At 36.4% G+C, this 19,517-nt stretch carries 15 protein-coding genes, 1 pseudogene and 1 riboswitch; of the genes and pseudogenes, 13 read left to right on the top strand and 3 right to left on the bottom strand.

What is annotated here, in order from left to right:
• From T344_RS31155 to mnmC2, 5 genes and pseudogenes are all read left to right on the top strand, one after another.
• Nucleotides 1-338 (top strand): annotated as a pseudogene (locus T344_RS31155) (metallophosphoesterase); the annotation flags it as partial.
• A 584-nt stretch (nt 339-922) separates the two neighbouring features.
• Nucleotides 923-1,186 carry a hypothetical protein gene (locus T344_RS0116920; protein ID WP_027629696.1) on the top strand — a complete coding sequence of 88 codons (264 nt, stop codon included), beginning with the start codon at nt 923-925 and terminating at the stop codon, nt 1,184-1,186.
• Between the two features lie 481 nt (nt 1,187-1,667).
• The gene (locus tag T344_RS0116915; RefSeq protein ID WP_027629695.1) at nt 1,668-2,225 is read left to right on the top strand and encodes a hypothetical protein; all 558 of its coding nucleotides are present in this window, start codon (nt 1,668-1,670) and stop codon (nt 2,223-2,225) included.
• 386 nt (nt 2,226-2,611) lie between these two features.
• Nucleotides 2,612-4,087, top strand: coding sequence for a hypothetical protein (locus T344_RS0116910; protein WP_027629694.1), 1,476 nt, complete (start codon nt 2,612-2,614; stop codon nt 4,085-4,087).
• Between the two features lie 472 nt (nt 4,088-4,559).
• Nucleotides 4,560-5,258, top strand: coding sequence for a tRNA (5-methylaminomethyl-2-thiouridine)(34)-methyltransferase MnmC2 (gene mnmC2, locus T344_RS0116905; RefSeq protein WP_027629693.1), 699 nt, complete (start codon nt 4,560-4,562; stop codon nt 5,256-5,258).
• A gap of 107 nt (nt 5,259-5,365) precedes the next feature.
• On the opposite strand, the gene T344_RS0116900 is transcribed toward mnmC2, so the two are convergent.
• The gene (locus T344_RS0116900; protein WP_027629692.1) at nt 5,366-6,625 is read right to left on the bottom strand and encodes a WS/DGAT domain-containing protein; all 1,260 of its coding nucleotides are present in this window, start codon (nt 6,623-6,625) and stop codon (nt 5,366-5,368) included.
• 160 nt (nt 6,626-6,785) lie between these two features.
• On the opposite strand from T344_RS0116900, the gene T344_RS0116895 reads away from it, so the two are divergent.
• From T344_RS0116895 to T344_RS0116885, 3 genes are all read left to right on the top strand, one after another.
• Nucleotides 6,786-7,493, top strand: coding sequence for a MerR family transcriptional regulator (locus T344_RS0116895; protein WP_027629691.1), 708 nt, complete (start codon nt 6,786-6,788; stop codon nt 7,491-7,493).
• A 221-nt stretch (nt 7,494-7,714) separates the two neighbouring features.
• Nucleotides 7,715-8,767 carry a hypothetical protein gene (locus tag T344_RS0116890; RefSeq protein WP_027629690.1) on the top strand — a complete coding sequence of 351 codons (1,053 nt, stop codon included), beginning with the start codon at nt 7,715-7,717 and terminating at the stop codon, nt 8,765-8,767.
• A 196-nt stretch (nt 8,768-8,963) separates the two neighbouring features.
• Nucleotides 8,964-10,073 carry a stalk domain-containing protein gene (locus T344_RS0116885; RefSeq protein WP_027629689.1) on the top strand — a complete coding sequence of 370 codons (1,110 nt, stop codon included), beginning with the start codon at nt 8,964-8,966 and terminating at the stop codon, nt 10,071-10,073.
• Between the two features lie 189 nt (nt 10,074-10,262).
• Here the strand turns inward: T344_RS0116885 and xynC are convergent, their stop codons facing one another.
• Nucleotides 10,263-11,732 (bottom strand): glucuronoarabinoxylan endo-1,4-beta-xylanase XynC, encoded by a 1,470-nt coding sequence (gene xynC, locus T344_RS0116880; protein ID WP_027629688.1) that lies wholly within the window; start codon nt 11,730-11,732, stop codon nt 10,263-10,265.
• Between the two features lie 677 nt (nt 11,733-12,409).
• Here xynC and T344_RS0116875 point away from each other — a divergent pair.
• Complete coding sequence (locus T344_RS0116875) at nt 12,410-12,889, top strand: RNA polymerase sigma factor (protein WP_027629687.1); 480 nt, start codon at nt 12,410-12,412, stop codon at nt 12,887-12,889.
• Complete coding sequence (locus T344_RS29900; RefSeq protein ID WP_051571971.1) at nt 12,886-13,521, top strand: zf-HC2 domain-containing protein; 636 nt, start codon at nt 12,886-12,888, stop codon at nt 13,519-13,521. The genes T344_RS0116875 and T344_RS29900 overlap by 4 nt, the downstream gene beginning before the upstream one ends.
• A 210-nt stretch (nt 13,522-13,731) precedes the next feature.
• Here the strand turns inward: T344_RS29900 and sugE are convergent, their stop codons facing one another.
• Entirely contained in the window at nt 13,732-14,049 is a 318-nt protein-coding gene (sugE, locus tag T344_RS0116865; protein WP_004626720.1) for a quaternary ammonium compound efflux SMR transporter SugE, read from the bottom strand.
• A 47-nt stretch (nt 14,050-14,096) separates the two neighbouring features.
• Nucleotides 14,097-14,194, bottom strand: a riboswitch (guanidine-I (ykkC/yxkD leader).
• A 162-nt stretch (nt 14,195-14,356) separates the two neighbouring features.
• Here sugE and T344_RS0116860 point away from each other — a divergent pair.
• From T344_RS0116860 to ftsH, 3 genes are all read left to right on the top strand, one after another.
• Nucleotides 14,357-14,920, top strand: coding sequence for a TetR/AcrR family transcriptional regulator (locus T344_RS0116860; RefSeq protein WP_027629686.1), 564 nt, complete (start codon nt 14,357-14,359; stop codon nt 14,918-14,920).
• 108 nt (nt 14,921-15,028) lie between these two features.
• Nucleotides 15,029-17,428, top strand: a complete 2,400-nt coding sequence (gene lon, locus T344_RS0116855) for an endopeptidase La (protein WP_027629685.1) — start codon at nt 15,029-15,031, stop codon at nt 17,426-17,428.
• 59 nt (nt 17,429-17,487) lie between these two features.
• Nucleotides 17,488-19,314, top strand: a complete 1,827-nt coding sequence (ftsH, locus tag T344_RS0116850) for an ATP-dependent zinc metalloprotease FtsH (RefSeq protein WP_027629684.1) — start codon at nt 17,488-17,490, stop codon at nt 19,312-19,314.
• Nucleotides 19,315-19,517 lie beyond the last annotated feature (203 nt).

The following is a 19,517-nucleotide window of genomic DNA, read 5'->3' as shown; positions in this document are numbered from 1 at the left end:
GGGAAATGAATAATAATTTTATTCAACTTGAAGATAATACAGCATTTAAAATACTTTTGGCTCATCGTCCTGAACTAATTGAAGAATATAAGAAATTTAGTTTTGATTTGGTATTATCAGGGCATTCACATGGCGGGCAGGTGAGAATTCCATTTATACTAAATGGCCTATATGCTCCAAATCAAGGTTGGTTTCCAAAGTATGCCGGAGGGATGTATAAGCATGAATCTTTAAGACATATAGTAAGTAGAGGAGTCTCATTTAATCCTCGCTTACCACGTATATTTAACCCACCTGAGGTAGTTATTATTAATATTAAGGGAAGTGGAGTAAAATAGAGGAGCATAAAATGGTACAACGGTACAATAATTGATATGCTCAGAAACGCCATTCAAGAATTTCCGAATAATTATGATTTATTGTACTGTCTTGCAAGAACTTTATGTTTTACGAAAAAACCATATGTATTCCTTAATGAAGAAGAGAAGCAGAAAAATCTACGGGAATCCATATCAATTTGCAAACGTATTTTAGTTGATTGCACGGACGACAATCTGCGTTTTCGTTCGCTTCAAGTGCTTGCACGCGCTTATAAAGATATAGGTGAAAAATAAAAAGCAATTGAAACAGCAAACAAACTACCGCTTGCACGTGATTCGCGCGATATGGTGCTTCCGGAAATACTTGACGAGGAAGCGAGATCAAATCAGATTGTTCAAAATATATGGCTGTTATCGGATATGTTTGAATATGCAATTGAAAATCTTGCCAACTCGAAATATAAGGATAATGCAGAAAAGAGAGTAAAACTATTTAAAAACTTATAGGTATTGAAGAAATATTACACGAAAACAATGATTATATTTATGAAAATTTAAGGTTACGAGCAGTTTATTATTGGCTTTCGGAAGATTATATAAAATTGAAAGATTATGACAATGCACTTAACTGTATAGAGAAGTTTGTGGAACATAGTATAAAATGGGACGTTCTTCCGGAAATATCTACGTATACGTCGATTATTTTTCAAGGCGAAACCTGCCTGAAAAATAAGGACTTTGATGATATGAAAAATACGACTTTAGGTGCAAAAGAAATCTTAGTATCAAGAGAAATTTTTACACCGGTACGCGAACACGTGAGATTTAAAACTGTTATTACCAAACTTGAAAAGCATATAAAATAAGCACAATGGGAAGTTGAACTATTTCTATCAGTTTCGCATTATCCATATACTATGTATGTGGATAATGCGAAACAAAAAGCAATCAGTCTACATACCCACTCCCATTTCCAATATGTGAATTTTCAAGGGTAATATCGGAGTTTCCCAGTATACCTTCTTATATTATAATCTTAGTAAGTGCTGATACGAGAGAGGTTTAACAAAAATAACCAGAAAATATTGTTCCAAATCTAGAATAAATCAAGTTAAATTTGATTTAATTCTAGATTTGAATGAACTATAAAATACTTCATATAATAAGGTTGCCTGAATAAGGAAGCCTTATATTGTTTGTTTTATATAAATTTGTTGCCAGGCAAACAAGTTATTTCATTATTGGGGTGATGGTTAACTGGCAAAAGTTTATTACGATTGTAATTAATTTGCTGTTAAGATAGAATATCAATATATTTAGAAAAGCATTATATAACGAGGAAAAGTTATGAGCAAAATATTTAAGTTTGGTATTGTAGTCGGAGATTCTGATGAAGAGTTTTTTTATAATGATTCCTGGTGTATTGAAAGCTATCCCAATTATAAAAGGATAACTGTTGCACCCATAAAAAATCAAATTGACCTCATGCTGGATATTCTTAAGAGTTTTGAACCGCCATATTGGTGTTTATATGTGCTCGTAGTGCCTAGAAATGAAAATGAAGAAGGAAGATATCAATGCCCTTATCCAATGTCTTATGTGGAGATATCTGAATTTGTTAACAGATATAAGAAGTTACTAGAGACAGATGGAAGGCACCATTTATGGTTAGCATCAACTAAGACCAAGCAGCTGATGGTATATGACAGACATAATATTATTTATATATATGATGACATAACAAAGATGGCAGAATATCTAAAATCAAAGGGGTTTAATGAAAATAAAATTTCTATACCATTTCCACATGTGCACCATTATCAAGAAAATGACATAAAAGAAGCAGATATATTAAAACACTGGAGTTGGATTAGAACTCCATTAAGGGAGCAAGATGATTACTAGAAAATTATAAGCAGGATTTTGGTACTAGAAAAGTTGGTTTGGAAGGATTGGAAGCAACGAATTTGGGCAAAAATTACTTGTTAGTTAGTTAATAATGCGTGGTTATTTTAGGATATCTTTTTTATAAGCACTTGATAGACAAGTTAATGGCATGTTTCTTATTAAAATATTTTATAGGTTTATCTGCGTCAGTAATTGTTTTTTTCATTTTAATATTTACGTATTTGTACGCCCTTCCAGAGCTGACTCTATGAAAAGGTTCAGCTCCGGGAGTTTTTTATGCACATTGATAGAATAAATTGGAAATGGTAGAATTATTATCAAGTAAGTTATGATTGTGAGTTATAGGTTAATGGTCTAAAAATATATTATAAGGAGTTCTAGCTTTGAAAAAAGTAGCTATATTTCTGATACTTATTCTGGCATTGGCCGGATGTAGCAATAAAGCCTCAAATACAAATTATAAAACTGAAACACTATCGCAAGAAAACTCAATATCCACAACCGATTCAGTTTTAGCAGCTTCTGGTATTGATAAAGAACGAACTTCACCAAACACTAAAGATAATTTTAATACTGATGAGTCAAAAGATAATGTTCAATCTAATATTGACAATTATGTCGGAATATATTGTTATGATTACGAAGATGATGCACTTGACTTAATTGAAGATTATTATCTTGTCCTCGAAAATGTTAAAGGTCAGATTACCGGTAGATATTATGGTACAAGTGACGATTTTGATCTGGCTAGAGAAGGATATTATCCTGGATTTTTTGTGGCTGATATGAAAAACTTGATAATCAGAAATAATGAAATTTCATTTGAAATCTATTTGACTAAAGATGACATGTTTAGCAAACCTGTTAACCTAAAATATAAATATAGCAAGGATGTACCGATGAACGAGAATCCGCTTTGGCAAAATAAACAAATAATAGAAGTATCAGATAACAACACGAGAAAATACAAAGGAAAGATAGTTAATGGAGAGATTATATTAGAAGTTGAAGATGAGAAACGCATTTTTAAGAAAGTTGAAAGAAAAGCATCAGATACTGAATTAGTAAGGAAAACAGAGAAAAAAGTCAATAAGATACAAGATACTTTAGATTTTAATAATTTTAAGCCAATTCAAGATGCATTTGAAATAAGTGACCTAAATCTTGATTGCTCGGAAGATGATTTAGAATATACTATTAATGTAAAAGGCGAGATTGATCTAAACTCTGATGGGAAAATAGATAAAATAAGCTGTGCTTTACACAATAACAGTGATAATACGATTTCAGTAAACGGGTATGATCTTAACCTATTCATAAACGACGTTCGATCTTCACAAGATTTTCAGATTGTTGATCTTGATATTAATGACCCATATAAAGAGATTGTTATTATGGATTCAGGCTTTGACGGAGAATATTATCCAACATTTATCCGTTATGATGGAAATAAACTTTTTACGTTGGGGAATCTTCCAGGTGATTTATTAATTGATAAAGATGGCAAGCTGATTTCATCATTTAATGTTTATAAAGAAGTATCTCCTGTAATTTGTTCTGGTTATTATGAAATAGTTGGAAATACGTTTCGGTTTAATAAATCGAATTTAGTTACTATATTGAATAATCGATACACTTTTATTAATGATCAAAGTATTGCATTTGATGAGTCTAATACCCTCCCTAAAAAAGATAAGACAGTGTTTGTTGATACATTTGAAGCCAAAGATTTTAAAGCTGGAGATTCGTTTACTTTGAATGTTATTGGATTTATTCCTGAAACAGATAATATATCATGGTTAAATGTTACGTTAAAAGAAAATAAAAAAGGTAATATATATTTAGTTTTACAGCCATAGAAATAAGAAAACACTTTAAAAATTGTCAAGGAGACTATAAATAATTATAATTCAGTCTACATAACCACTCCCATTTCCAATATGTGAATTTTCAAGGGTAATATCGGAGTTTCCCAGTATAACTTCTGATGCAAGAGAGGTTTAACAATCAGAAAATATTTGAATGAGTTCTTTAACTTCTTTCATTTCCATGATAAATGCTTCAGGTTCTTCTAAGAAAATACCTAAGCCGAAACATTACGTATTTATATCTAAAATATTATAAGAGACGATTATAGATGGCGAGTTCAATAATTTGTACAAGTTGCTATAATAATGTAAAAATGCTATAATAACTAGATTGCTTTGGATAAAATAATAGCAGTTTGAAAGAGAGCTCAAAATCTACAGTGAAAACCATAAATTCCTTAGATGTTATTGAAAAATGTGAAATAATTATATGAATTATAAAATGAAAAGGAAAATGTGAACTATGTTAATACCATCCAAGCTTGTGAATGAACAGTTTGATGATCGTTATTTTGATGTAGTGGATGCGCTGAATGAAGCACAGCAGATCTATTTTACGAATAATAATCTAATTGAGAGAATTACTATGGGGATAGAATCGAGAACCCCTTTTATCATTGGTGAAACAGGCTTTGGCGCTGGGCGTGTGGTAGTTGCGCTTATGGAGTTTGTTAAAAAAAGTGGTTTGAAAAATATTTCTATAGAATATAACTCAGTTGAACTGTACCCTTTGAGTCCTGAGAGAATGCTCGATATCCTAAGTGGATTTAAAGATCGAGTCAGTGGGGAGATCGATGCACTTGTGGAAACATATCGAAGTATTGATATCACCGTGGCAGGTTGGCATTCAGCGAAAATACAGAAGTCATTTGGAACGATTGAGCTGAATCTTTGGATAGGAGAAGCACTTGAAATGGTTGAATCCTTGGAGAAATCCTGTGATGTCTGGTTTCTCGATGGGCATAGTCCCAAAAAGAACCCTTCAATTTGGCGGCCTGAGTTGCTTATGGCAATTGGAGAAAAGACAAAACAGGGAGGTACATGTTCCACTTTTACTGTGGCAAGTGATGTAAAAAGCGCCCTCATAGAAGCTGGGTTTATACTTAATAAATATCCTGGATGTGGCGGAAAGAAACATGTTCTGCAGGGAGTAAAATATTGATTTAACCTTATAATATGGTTTTAAGGAGGACTCTCAGCCGTTTGTATTTGAGTATTTGTAAATTTGATATTTAATTTGATTTAATTGGTCGATTCTCTGCCAATTCATCAAAGTTTTATTAATTCAGCATCTATTAGAGAGAAAAACTCTCTAATAGTATCACGATCTTCTTGACTGCCATACAAATTAACACTTAGTGTCATCCTATTGTTAAAACTGCTTACAGCCATCTGAAAATGTGGACGGTATTTAATTGATCCGCAAATATAAGCATTAGAAATAGGAGAGCCTTCGAATACTAACTTTTTTGAGTCAATGATTCCAATGTTCGTCATACATATATTGGGATTTTTTAATGAATGCTTTAGTATTTTATAAGGAAGGCTGCCTTTACAAAACCTAAATAAAGTGTCTAATTTTAAGAAAGTATTTAGCCCTAAATAATTCTTTTTTTTATTTTTCATTTCATTACTTATTTTTTCTAAAGTTTGAGAGAAACTCTCCTCCTGATAAACACATGCATTTATAATTACAGTTGAAGAAAGATTAGTAAGCGAATTTAAGTTTTTATCCTTTAAATGTCTTCTCATATCGATCATAATTGGTATACCAAAGAGTTCTCCGTCGATTTTTAATATTCTTGACAGAACTCTAAAATATGCAGTAAGCATTACATCATTTACGGTTACCTTGTTTATTTTACAAAAATTCCGGATTTGTGCATACCTTTCAGTTGAAACCTCGTGAGTCAGTATAAAAGGTGAAATACTCTTATTTCTACTCATTGGGAATTTGTGGTCGCTGCTTTGATTGTTATCTTTTTTATTGAATATGAGGATTTTGATTTTATCTTTTAAACTTAATCCTGAAATGACATGCTTAAAGCCTCTGTCACTGTCAATGACATATTCGGGCTTATAATCCGGATCTATAAGAAGCCGTGAGTATATTTCAGATAAAAGATAGGCACATTGCTTGATTCCCGCACCATCAGTAATCATATGGTTAATTACAATGGACAGTGAATCGCTTTCTGATCGCAGCAAACAAATTTTAATCTGCGGGCCAAACTCTTCATCTGTTTTGGAAAAAGTAAAAGCTTCAAATTCTTTATAACTTTCCACAACATAAAAATACTCTGATATATGTATTTTTCCAGAGTCCTCCCAAAACGGACTGCTGTTGCCGTGTTTGTATACTCGTGATAATATAGGTACAGTATTAATCAATATTTCAACAGCTTTTTTCATAGCAATAGAATCAACCTTTTTCTCAAATTTGATTACACAATGTACCTGGTGATCGTTAAAGCCTGTCGTGTTATATAAATATTGTAAATGATCAAAAATTTCAGCTTTGTACTTCATATAAAATAACCCCCATTTTATTCATTGCTTGCTTAATGTAATATATGTCACAAAGTAAAAGGTGTTACTTAATACATAATATATTCAAGTTTAATAGTTTTGTCAACAAAATTGACAAGTAAAAAGCTTTAATTTATACTTTCAATGACGGGGTGATAAGATGAAGGATGAATCCGAGCGCAAGAAAAAGATTCCAATGAGGGAACTTGAAAAATTAACTAATATGACTCGGGCCACAATTAATTTTTATATTAAAGAGGGCCTTTTGCCAGCACCGCAAAAATCCGCGAAGAATATGGCCTACTATGATGAAGAATTTATAGAGAAATTAAAGGTTATTGAAAAAATGAGGAATGCTGATTTTACGTTGAATCAAATAAAGAGGTTGGTAAACTACGATACAAATACAATAAATGGTTTTGGTTTGCAGATACTTGAGTCTGTAAATAAATTGCTGCCATTTGGCGTTGATCAAAACCAGGTCAGCATATCGCAAATCAAGGAAATTGGTTTTAGTGACGAAAATATAAACGAACTGATTGATCTCCGCATAATTATCTCGACAGACAAGAGTAATACAATGTTTCCGGCCTATAGCATGACAGTCTGCAGATTTGTTAAATACTTTATTGATCTGGGTGTACCGTTGACTGTGGCAAAGGATATCGTAACAAAGCTTAAAGAACTGGCTGATATTGAAAAGAATGCCTTTATAAATTATATAAGAAGTCCCATGCTTGACAGCAACTTATCCCAGGAAGAACAAAAGCAGGAAGTTGAGAAATGTGTTGAAAATATAAATGGTTTACTGCCTATATTACATTTGCAGTTAATAAAGCTGCCTAACGAAGTTTTTCGGAAATATTAGTTATGTGTATAAGAAATTTACATGAGTTAAGAAAAATACAAAATCCAGAAATACCGATTTAATGGGTATCTCTGGATTTTTTATTTCCGGGATATGAACTTTGTAGATTAATATTACAATTTTGTAACTTATATTCTGGTAATAAGTTGTAAAATACCAATATAGTTTGCAATCAACTTTTATTACGAACCCCCTTAATATTATGAGAAAGGAATAGGAAAATGAAAAATGCAAAAATTATATGCTTTTTATTGCTCATTATATTATTCCTTTTGGTCTCTACTATTTTGGATAAGCCTGAAAATACCGGCGTTGGAGTTAATATTAAATCTACAAAAACAGAAATACAAAAAGGAGATATTTCAACCACCACATTACATTCTTCTAATTCTGATAATTTAAATTTATTAGTTAACAAAATTAATACAAATGATATTGTGAATAGAATCAATGAAAAACCCATAGAGGTTGTCAATAGTACCTTAAAAGAGTATGGCATTGAAGTAAAAAATAGCATTCTTGACGATACTGAGAAAAGGGAGGGAATAATTTCAGCACATCTCTATCATTTTAAACTTCAATATACTTCAAAGAATATTGGTTTAATCGAGATGGTATTACCTGCAGCAGGATTAAGTTATCTTGTATTTGAAGAGGACAAAAGTAATATAACTTATATGGGAAACATTAATTTGCCAGGCAGGAATCTTAATTATGAGCCTAATTTCAGGATAGAAGAAGATGTTAATTCAAAAAGGGCATGGCTTGTATTTAAGCAACTTAATGCTTATGGTACAGGCATTATTGAATTTGATGACGTATGGTATGGAATAAGAAATAATGGTATATCTGAAGATTTAAGATATATTACACAAAAAAGTGATTGGGGGTCATCAAGTCAACTTGCATATATAACAATAAATGGTACAATGTCTGAAATAAAACCATTTTACCTCTTAACAGATTCCCAGGATGGGTTTTATATAGATGTCAATTATGAAATAAAATTCACAAACAGCAATGCGAATGAATTAGAAAATCCGGATGATGCGTTTCTATTTTCTGCAAATAGAAGAGTGCGTTATACATGGAATAACCAGGGAGAATGTTTTACGTTAGATAAAGAAAACTCGGAAGGTGATGAGACTCTCTTTGATTTTAACAAAAGAAGCCTGCTAAAAAATTATAGTCAGGAAATATATAGGCTATCAAAAAGCGAAATAAAAAATAAAAAAGATTGGCTTAAAAAGTTCCACGATTCCAAAATGGATTAATGGCACAATTTAGGTATATGGTATATTTGGTATTTGTATACCTGCAATATGACGGAAATTCGAGCTTCACAAATGAGCCTGAATAAGGGGTCTTATCCTAATTGTAATTATCTGGCTATTAATATAAAATATTAATATAAAAATTATCCGGGAAAGCATGTATTATAAATAAAATATTAAACTTGGAGGAACTTAAATGATAAACAAGGACAAACTTAAAGGCTTTATTTCAGGATTGCTATTTACAGCGGTTTTAGGGGTATCTGCACTGGGAATAACTGTTTTAGCGGAACCTATGGAAAATAAGATATCGGTTGTATATGATAACATAAAAATTTATGTGGATGGAGTCCTTTCACAACCTAAGGGCGCTAACGGAGAAACAATTGAACCCTTTATTTCAAATGGTGTTACATATGTACCTGTTGCAGCAATAAGTAAAATATTTGGGAAAGATGTCAGTTGGGACGGTAATACAAAGAGTATCTACATAGGCAAAAAAACTGACATTAAAGTACAGGAAGTTACGGTATCCAATGTTGAGGAACTGTTTGCCGCACTTGGCTCAAACAAGCATATCAAGCTGAAACCTGGAATTTATAATTTATCTGATTTGAAACAGGGGTACAGTGAACGTAAGAACATCTATTGGAAAGAAGAGTTCGACGGCAATGAACTGATACTGGATGAAATTTATAATCTGACGTTGGAAGGTATAGGGGATAAACCCGCTGAAATAGTTGTTGAGCCAAGATATGCGGATGTTTTCACATTTATATATTGTAATAAAATATCATTAAAAAATATTAAAGCCGGGCATACCATAGAGAAGGGTGAGTGTGCCGGGGGTGTGTTGAATTTTAATTCATCAAAGGACATAGATATTTCAAGCAGCATCTTATATGGCTGCGGGACTTACGGTATTATTGCCATGAATACTGAGAATTTAAAATTTAATAATTCCATTATTGAGGAGTGTACCAACGGAGCAATGACAATGAGTGACTGCAAGGATTTTACATTTACCAACAGCATATTCAGGAAATGTGAAAGCTCTAATTTAATTAATATTTATTCTTCGTCAAATATTGTTTACGATAAATGTGAGATATCTGAAAATGAGGCATTTATAAAAGATACAAATATATTGGCAGTTAGTTTGTCCAGTGGAATAAAGTTTACCAATTGTAAATTCAAGGATAATAAAACATTTAATTTTGATAAAAATATTATCCCGGATATTGATTTCACCGGCACTACTTTTGATGGAAACAGCTTTGATGGCTCATTAGATTTTGGTAAATAATTTTTATGTAAATTTCATCTTAATAACCAGTATACTTGTGATGTTCCCCGGACCTGAACCTTGCGAAAAAAGATTCAGGTCCGGGAGTTTTTATTTTTATGGTAACTGATTGCCCCGGCATTATATGGAGGTCGGCAGCATATTAAGATCACGATAAGTATTCCATTTTATAAAGCATAGTATATTTATTTATGTGCCGCTTTCCCCGGGAAAACCGGGGATAATACCCAGCAAATATTGTCTGAGCAGCGATAAATCCAGGGCATCGACTCCTCCGTTAGCATCTAAATCAGCCAATGCTTCATTTGTCAAAAGCTCGATACCCAAAAGGTGTTTTCTCAGTACCGTTAAATCCAGGGCATCTATTGATCCATCGGAATTTAAATCGCCCTTTTTCACCGAAGCTCCCAGGTTGCCTACAAAGGTCGTAACACTTTGGGCTGGAAGCTGAGCTGTAAAAGAACTTCCGGATACATTAACAGTTCCGGCCGCAAGATTCCTGCTGCTATCTGTTACCCAGGTGGATAATCCTGATACTGAGCCGCTCTGCAGGGCAAATCTTTGGCTTACTGCGGCGGTTCCTTTGTTAATGGCAACAATAACAACTTTGTTATCACCTTTATAGGCAGATATGTATACGTTTGTATTAGGATTTTTTGTTGCATCAACCCTTACATAGCCAGGACGTACATATTTGGAGAAATGAGACATCATAGCACCGCGCTTGCTCATGGTACCGTCCTCTTTCATAGGACCGTACTGCCTTCGGATAAACCACCATACATATGCCTGGAAATCTGCCTCTACCATGGCATTGTGCATATGCTGAGCAACATCCAGTGCCTCGGGCCAGCGGTCTGCGGAGTTTGCTTCACTGTTTGGGTAGTATACTTCTGTCATCCAGAGATCTTTTCCAGCGCCCTTTTGTTTGAAAAGGGGATAGGGAAAGTTGCTGACCTGGGTACCGTAAAGGTGAGCGCCGAGTATATCCAGGTTTGCCAGTGCCTGAGGATCGTTCAGAATAGGGTCCGAAATATTTTTCAGATATTGGAAGGACTCAGGCGCTATTACTCTGCAATTAATTGAGCCGGCATTATTCTTCATAAAGGTAAGCATTTCCTGTGGGGTCCACCAGGTCCACTCGTCTCCATAATCAGGCTCATTCTGGACAGAAATGGCATACAGATCCACGCCATTTTGTTTCATGAATGAAACGAAATCGTTAAGATGTTTTGCATATGCTGCATACATATCGGGCTTCACATGTCTTTGGCCATTTACGGTCTGAACCATTTCACTTGGAGGGCTCCAGGGCGAAGCAAAAACTATTGCTCCATTTTTAATGGCTGCTTTTGCTGTATCCAATTCATTGGCCCAGGTATTTTTATCGGGATCAACATGGATTCTTAAAATAGAAAATCCTAACTGCCCCTGTCCATTGCCAAAGGCCGTTTCTCTTTGGGCTGCCGTCAAATCTGAACCTTGCCAGGCGGGGTAGTTCATTCCCCCAAAACCGCGAATCACTTGTTTTTCTGCAGATAAATTCACTGATACGTCACTGGCTGCTAAAACTTGGGATACCGGTACGGTGAATACCATTGACATTACAATTAAGCAAACCAGTAATGTGCTGATTGTTTTTTTAACGCTCAAATTCATTTTTTTCATCTCCTATTAAAATATTCCAACCGTAAAAAGTGACTTCAGAAAGATATTCACAATTTTAAGGTTGTTTAAAAACTTGTCCTGCTGCACGTCTTGTACATAAGGCGTTTCACCATAACTAATCTCTGTAAATGTAGTTTTTGTAATGGAGTGATTAATAACTTGCATTGAGAATTAAATATCGGATTGGAATTCGGCACTGAAATTCTTTACAGATTGAAATAATGATAATATTAAACCTCTTATCTCAAGATCTAATTTACAACTAACCCTGAGTTCTGCTACAGGGTACGGGTTTTAAGCGGGAGTACCCGGCCGGATCGAAAGATTATTTTTTACTTTCGGACGGGTATGGCTGGTACATTCAGAATTGGCAGTATAACAAGAAACCAGGATCATATATCAGGTTATTGTCTTTAAGTATTTTACCCCCCTTCATAAAATAGTTGACAGCAGCAATCCAGGCTTTACAATTTATTATACATTAAATTGCAAATATTTACCATAAATACCATAAAATTAAACAATGAATATAGTAATTATTTAGTTGTGCGGTTATTTACAAGATGTTTATTACAAATAATGTACATTAATGGTAAAATTAAATAGCGTTTAAAATGTAACGTTTTTGAAATTCGATTGTCTTATATATGAAAGGAGGGAGAATCAGTGTGAATTTCAACGAAATATATGCCTTACATTTCAGGGATGTCTATCGGTTTATGCTGGCCCTGTGCAAAGACCGGACATTAGCTGAAGAAATAACCCAGGAAACCTTCGTAAGGGCTATGGACAGCTTTAGCTCCTTTAAAGGGACCTGTAAAGTAAATACATGGCTATGCCAGATAGCAAAAAATTTGTATTTTAACATTCTGGACAAAAATAAAAAAATAGACTATAACAGCGATACCGAAGGAATGGTATATGACGATTTAGCTGATAGATTGGCGGATAGCGTTGATTCTGAAAAAATTCACAGGATGCTGCACTCTCTGCCCGAACCATATAAGGAAGTTTTCACATTAAGAGTTTTTGCGGAGCTGCCGTATGCACAAATTGCAGACTTGTTTGGAAAGCATGAAAGCTGGGCAAGAGTCACTTATTACCGTGCAAAACAAAAAATTACAGGCAGATTGGAGGATTTGTCATGAAGGATATATCGTGCAATGTTATTGAAGATTTATTACCCTTATATATTGATGGTATTTGCAGTAATGAAAGCAAAGAAATGATTGAAGCACACATTAAAGACTGTCAAAAATGCCAAATGAAAATTAACCAGATGAATTACGCTATGCCGGAGAAAGATATAGAGGAGAATCTGAATGAAAGTAAAATGCTTGGAAAGCTTTCAGACATATGGAAGAAAAAAACAGGGCTGAATATCAGGACAGGTTTATTTGGCATTATATTTTATATAGCTGGTATAATTGTGCTTTTTATAGCACAGGACGTTGGCCGGAAGGCATATTATCGGTTTGAAACGGGATACCTCATAGCAGCTGTGAGCATAGCTGTGATTAGTTGGCTGTTTTTAGGCGCTCTCATTGCATTCCTTGGAAGCAGGCCAAAAGGTTCTGTAAAAACATTTATATTTGAATTGATCATAATAGGGATACCTTCATTGTTTATGATGACCAGTATTGTTACAGTTCCGTATTTACCGGGTTTTCTCAGGAATTTTATATTTAAGGATGTAATATCGGTCACTACCATGGGGGCATTATTGCTTGGGTGTGAGATTTATAGATTTATACGTGTATATGGAAGAAAAATAAAGTAGGCCTTGATGAGGCAGATGAAAAAGGCCTCACCGGCAATAAGCGGTATTTCATATTGAGTATAAAGTATAAATATAATATCTGCAGTTTCCCCGGTACTGAACTTAACGGAAGAGGTTAGGTTCAGTACCGGGGTAAAATTTGCTGCATTTGTTTTTTCCAGGATGCATTATTAGCCGTAAACAGTGACGAAATGCTTAATATCTAAATAATCATGCAGAAGTAAGTTTTAGTCCTAAAATACCAATGAGTATTAAGCAAAGAAATAAAATTCGTGAGATACTAACCGGATCACGAAAGAGAAATATACCCAGTATAACGGCGCCCAAAGCTCCAATACCGGTCCAGACAGCATATGCTGTGCCAATTGGGAGTGTTTTGGTCGCAAGTGATAATAAATAAAAACTGATTATCATTCCTCCCAATGTAATTAAAGACGGGTATAGCTTTGTAAATCCCTGGGAATATTTTAGTCCCATTGCCCAAATGATTTCAAAAATCCCTGCAATTACCAGATAAAGCCAAGCCATGTTTTCACCTCCTTAAAAAAATAAAACCTGAAAGATATCATCGTGATACCTCCCAGGTTTTTATCCTTCCGTGGCATAGCTGTCAGCTATGAGTTTTCTCTTGGTCTCGGACCAGTAAAACTGCGGAACCCTAGAAAACTTTTATATTGATTATATGATTTTTATCCTTCAAGTCAAGGTAAGTATACCCACCTTTGATAAATAAGTCAATGATTTGTTTATATTCTAATATAAATATTGACAATAAATGAATGATCATTTATTATAGAAATATGACGAGGCTATGCGTTATATTTGAGGTGAACAGATGAGACGAAGAGATGATGAGAAGGCAAAAAGTATAAAAGAAGCTGTAATCAAATTGATACTTCAGGAAGGCTTTCACGGTACTTCTATTTCTAAAATAGCTAAAGAAGCAGGGGTTTCGCCGGCAACGGTATATATATACTTCGATAACAAGGAAATCATGCTTCAGAATATTTACCATGAGTACTCTGAAGAAATATTTGATTATATTTTTAATAAAGTACAGTGTGGGATGGCTGGGAAACAACTTATAGAAGTACTTGTAAGAAGTTATTATAACTATATTCAGGAGAATAGAGAGATTTTTAACTTTGTGGAACAGTTCTCAAATTGCCCCTCATTAGCCAGCGGTTGTTCTGAGATAAAGGGCATATGCAATATAAATAATTTCATAGGAGAGCTGAAGAAAAATAATGTAATAAAGGATTACAGGGTTGAAAATTTAATAGCAATTATATTCTATCCGGTAAAGTCCATTGCATTTAATGACCACAAAAGTGAAAAGGAAAGAGCAGAATTGCTGGAAGAAATGATTGAGATCATACAGGATGTGCTACTAAAATAATAAGGCAAAAAGCGGGACAATTTTGTGAGAGTATCATAAAAAAATCCCGCTATCATTTAATTTATAGTTAAATGAACATTCGTTTATATAGCGGGAAAGGATGATATTATGATGGGACAAGACAATAACGGTAAATCAGGAAGAGTAATTCCTATATCCGATACGGTTATACTGCCCGGTGTAACCTCCATACTGAGGCTGCCGGCGCTTGATGAGGAAGAACTTGAAAATTTGAAACGGGAAGATAATACAAATATTGCGCTGCCGTTAAAACAAAACTTTGGACATAGCCAATTAAGCGAAGAGGATTTTTACAGGATAGGTGTTTCCTTTAAATTAGAAGAAGCCGAACAAACCGAAAAAGGCTGGCGAATTAAGATCAAAGCTAAGGATAGAGTTGAGGTCAATGGCATAAGAATTGAATATGGCGGTATTTATGCTGAATACGATTTTTCACCTGATGAGATTGATCTCAATGAAAAGAGCCGGGAGGAGATGCTAAGTTATATTAAGAACTTTACCCGGGAATTCAGCGAAAAATACACGAGATCGGAGCAGTACGGAGGCGCCGGCCAATACCTGAGAGTGTTTGAGGAGCTGAAAGACCTGAATTCGCTCATTGTATATATTTCGCAATTTATGCCTCTTTCAAACGGAGAAAAGTATGAGTTGCTGGAAACCCGGTCTTTGAAGGAAAGAAGCCTGAAGTTTATGGATTACCTTGTAAAGCTGAAGGAAACCGTTGAACTTCAGTTTCAGATGGCAGAGAGATTTTCTGAAAAGGCAAATAAATATTACAGGGAGTCGGTGCTGAGAGAACAGTTAAAAGCAATCCAGGAGGAATTAAATGAAGGAAAGGAAGAGGGGGCTAAAAAGGATAAGGACTATTTAAGTAAAATTGAAGAAGCCGGTATGCCAATTGACATAAAGAATGCCGCCCTTGAAGAATTGGACAAATTGAAAACCCAGGGCCCCAACAGTTCGGAGTATAATGTTATACGGAACTACCTGGATCTGCTGGTACAGCTGCCATGGAAAAAGAGCGAAACCACACCTGTCAATTTAGGGGAGGCAAGGCGGATTTTGGATGAACAGCATTACGGGCTGGACAAGGTTAAGGATAGGATAATACAGCATTTGGCCGTAATGCAGCTGAAGAAAGACAAAAAAGGTTCCATCCTGCTGCTGGTGGGGCCTCCCGGAACAGGCAAAACGAGCCTGGGCAAGAGTATTGCGGAAGCGCTGGACAGAAAATATATCCGCTTAAGCTTGGGCGGGATCAGAGACGAGTCTGAGATCAGGGGACACCGCAGGACTTATGTGGGAGCTATGCCGGGCAGGATCATCCAAAGCATTAAAAAAGCAGGGGAAACCAATCCTGTTATGGTTTTGGATGAAGTTGACAAGCTGATGGCCGGCGGGTACAGCGGAGATCCTGCCAGTGCTTTGCTTGAGGTGCTTGATCCCGAGCAAAACAACAGTTTTACAGACCATTATTTGGATCTGCCCTATGATCTGTCAGAGGTTTTCTTTATAGCAACGGCCAATTCGCTGGAGAGCATTCCGGGTCCGCTGCTGGATAGAATGGAAGTCATTCAGATATCCAGCTATACAATTAATGAAAAATTCCACATCGGGAAAAATCACTTGATTCCTGCAATTCTTGAAGAGCATGGATTAACGTCGGAGCAGCTGGTGATTGCTGATGATGTGCTGCAAAAAATAATCAACGATTACACTCTGGAAGCCGGAGTCAGGGGCTTGAAAAAACAATTGGCTGCACTTGCAAGAGTGACCTCTGAGAAAATAGTTTCCAATAAAGCAGAATTGCCATACAGAATTAAAATGGAGCAGTTGGAGGAAGTATTGGGAAGGCAGATATCCAGGCATGAAAAAGCCGAGTCGGATAACCCGCCTGGAGTTGTTACCGGACTTGCGTGGACCCCTGTCGGAGGAGAAATACTCTTCATTGAAGCAACTGATATGACGGGAAGCGGACAGGTCACGCTCACGGGTAAATTAGGTGATGTTATGAAGGAATCGGCCAGAATATCATTAAGTTTGTTAAAGGCCAGATTGCCAATAAATACATTCAATTTTAAGGAGAGGGATATACACATTCATGTTCCCTCAGGTGCCGTTCCCAAGGATGGCCCGTCTGCAGGCATTACATTGTTTACAGCCCTTGCTTCTCTGGTAACGGGCATTAAAGTGGACTCTAAAATTGCAATGACTGGAGAAATCACCTTGAGAGGAGCTGTTTTACCAATCGGCGGTCTGAAGGAAAAATTGCTGGGAGCTCAAAGAGCCGGCATTAAAAAGGTTTTGATTCCCAAAGATAATGCCGTTGACCTCAAGGAGGTACCGGAAGAGGTCAGGAATGAGCTTACAATCATACCTGTAGAGGCTGCTGAAGATGTACTGAGGGAAACTTTAGGGATATCCCTGCCCAGAATAGAGCATGTATTTGGTCAAAAGGCTTTTGGAGAAGCCGTTTTACAGGTATAATTAATAGAAAATACAGTTGGTTTAAAAATATATGCAGGCACCGGATAGGGGGGAGTTATTTGAAGTATTTCAAAGGTTTACGTTTTTATATAGTAATTTTTTTAGTTGTTTTAATAGCAATAACATTTTTTGTTCCATCTGAGAAGCCGCCAAAAATGGATTATTCCGAACTGCTGCAGCAGATCCAAACAGGTAATGTGAAGACTATAGAACTGCAAATGAGCACTGCTGCAGTAGAGCTTAAAAATCCGTTGGGCGAAAGCAAAGCCATAAACTATACGGTTATTGTTCCGCCGGATGTCACTTCGGCATCCGAGAGGTTTACAAATGCCCTGGACAACGGGCAGATTGAAAAATACAGTGTGGCTCCGCCGCAGCAGACTCCGGTCTGGTTGGCAATACTGCCTACACTTGTGCTGATAGCAGCACCCATATTGTTTTGGTTCTTTTTTATGAGGCGGCAGCAGGGAGGCGGTGCAGGAGGCAACCGGGTGATGTCTTTTGGCAAGAGCCGTGCAAAGCTGTCTGTTGACGACAAGAGGCGGGTAACCTTTGAACATGTGGCAGGAGCTGATGAGGAAAAGCAGGAGCTGGCCGAAATAGTTGAGTTTTTAAAAGCACCTGAAAAGTTTGTAGAACTGGGGGCGAGAATACCGAAGGGCGTTCTTCTGGTAGGGCCTCCGGGTACAGGTAAAACCCTTCTGGCCAAAGCCGTTTCGGGTGAGGCAGGAGTTCCGTTTTTCAGTATAAGCGGTTCGGATTTTGTTGAGATGTTTGTGGGTGTTGGAGCATCCAGGGTCCGCGACCTGTTTGAACAGGCTAAAAAAAATTCACCCTGTATCATATTCATTGATGAAATAGATGCCGTGGGAAGACATAGAGGTGCCGGTATGGGCGGAGGAAATGATGAAAGGGAACAGACCTTGAATCAGCTGCTGGTGGAAATGGACGGTTTCGGTATAAATGACGGGATCATCATACTGGCTGCCACCAATAGACCTGACATACTTGACCCCGCACTTTTAAGGCCGGGACGTTTCGACAGGAGAGTTGTTGTCGGCTTGCCGGATATCAAGGGGAGAGAACAGATTTTAAAGGTTCATTCCAAAGGCAAGCCGCTGGCTGAGGATGTTAATCTGGGTGATATAGCCAAATTGTTACCCGGTTTTACAGGAGCCGAACTGGAGAATCTGCTCAATGAGGCCGCGCTGCTGGCAGCCAGAAGCAATAAGAGAAAAATCGGGAATGAAGATATAAAGGAAGCCGCCTTCAAAGTAATGATGGGCCCTGAGAATAAAAGCCGCGTCATGAGCGAGCACGACAGAAAGGTCACTGCCTTCCATGAAGCAGGCCATGCACTGGCAATAAAACTTGTTTCTTCAAGCCAGAATGTCGACAGAGTATCAATCATTCCGGCTGGAACGGCAGGCGGCTATACAGCCAGCAGGCCAATGGAGGAAAAGAGCTATCATACCAAAGCCCAGCTCATTGAAGAGATAATAGTTGCTTTAGGCGGCAGAGCTGCCGAAGAAATTACCTTAAATGAGATAAGCACCGGTGCGGCCGGCGACTTGAAGAGGGTTAATCAAATAGCGAGAAATATGGTTACAAAATACGGTATGAGCAGTAAGCTGGGCAATATGATTTTTGAAAATGAGAACGATGATGCTTTTATGGGAGGTAATGCAGGACAGGCACGCAATTACAGTGACGAGGTTGCAGGTCTTATTGACAGCGAAGTAAAACATATCATTGACAGTGCCTATGAAAAAACTCTTTCTCTGCTGAAAGCCAATATTGGCAAGCTCAATAGATTGGCAGAGGTTCTGCTTTTGAAGGAAAAGGTTGAGGGAGAGGAATTTGAGGCCATTTTCCTGGGAGCTTGATTGGTTACAGTGACCATTAATTATGCTATAATTTTCACATCGGACGGATATCAATACTCCGGACAATTCATTATACTGGAGAGAATGCCACGAAAGCAGAGATAAGGATAATCGATAAAGATATAGGGACCAGGGGAATTTGTTATATTATTTGTGACAGTTTAAACGGCGAATGCTTTGAAGCAGCGGCCGAAGCTGTCTGT

It is taken from the genome of Ruminiclostridium cellobioparum DSM 1351 = ATCC 15832 (assembly GCF_000621505.1).
Lineage (GTDB): Bacteria > Bacillota > Clostridia > Acetivibrionales > DSM-1351 > Ruminiclostridium > Ruminiclostridium cellobioparum.
Note: the sequence above shows the minus strand (reverse complement) of the source record. Positions and strands in the feature narration are given on the sequence as shown.

What these genes read in the sequence shown, in the direction of transcription:
- T344_RS0116915 (WP_027629695.1), top strand. Translation starts at nt 1,668, where the DNA reads ATGAGCAAAATATTTAAGTTTGGTATTGTAGTCGGAGATTCTGATGAA.
- mnmC2 (WP_027629693.1), top strand. Translation starts at nt 4,560, where the DNA reads ATGTTAATACCATCCAAGCTTGTGAATGAACAGTTTGATGATCGTTAT.
- T344_RS0116900 (WP_027629692.1), bottom strand. Translation starts at nt 6,625, where the DNA reads ATGAAGTACAAAGCTGAAATTTTTGATCATTTACAATATTTATATAAC.
- T344_RS0116895 (WP_027629691.1), top strand. Translation starts at nt 6,786, where the DNA reads ATGAAGGATGAATCCGAGCGCAAGAAAAAGATTCCAATGAGGGAACTT.
- T344_RS0116890 (WP_027629690.1), top strand. Translation starts at nt 7,715, where the DNA reads ATGAAAAATGCAAAAATTATATGCTTTTTATTGCTCATTATATTATTC.
- T344_RS0116885 (WP_027629689.1), top strand. Translation starts at nt 8,964, where the DNA reads ATGATAAACAAGGACAAACTTAAAGGCTTTATTTCAGGATTGCTATTT.
- xynC (WP_027629688.1), bottom strand. Translation starts at nt 11,732, where the DNA reads ATGAATTTGAGCGTTAAAAAAACAATCAGCACATTACTGGTTTGCTTA.
- T344_RS29900 (WP_051571971.1), top strand. Translation starts at nt 12,886, where the DNA reads ATGAAGGATATATCGTGCAATGTTATTGAAGATTTATTACCCTTATAT.
- sugE (WP_004626720.1), bottom strand. Translation starts at nt 14,049, where the DNA reads ATGGCTTGGCTTTATCTGGTAATTGCAGGGATTTTTGAAATCATTTGG.
- T344_RS0116860 (WP_027629686.1), top strand. Translation starts at nt 14,357, where the DNA reads ATGAGACGAAGAGATGATGAGAAGGCAAAAAGTATAAAAGAAGCTGTA.
- lon (WP_027629685.1), top strand. Translation starts at nt 15,029, where the DNA reads ATGATGGGACAAGACAATAACGGTAAATCAGGAAGAGTAATTCCTATA.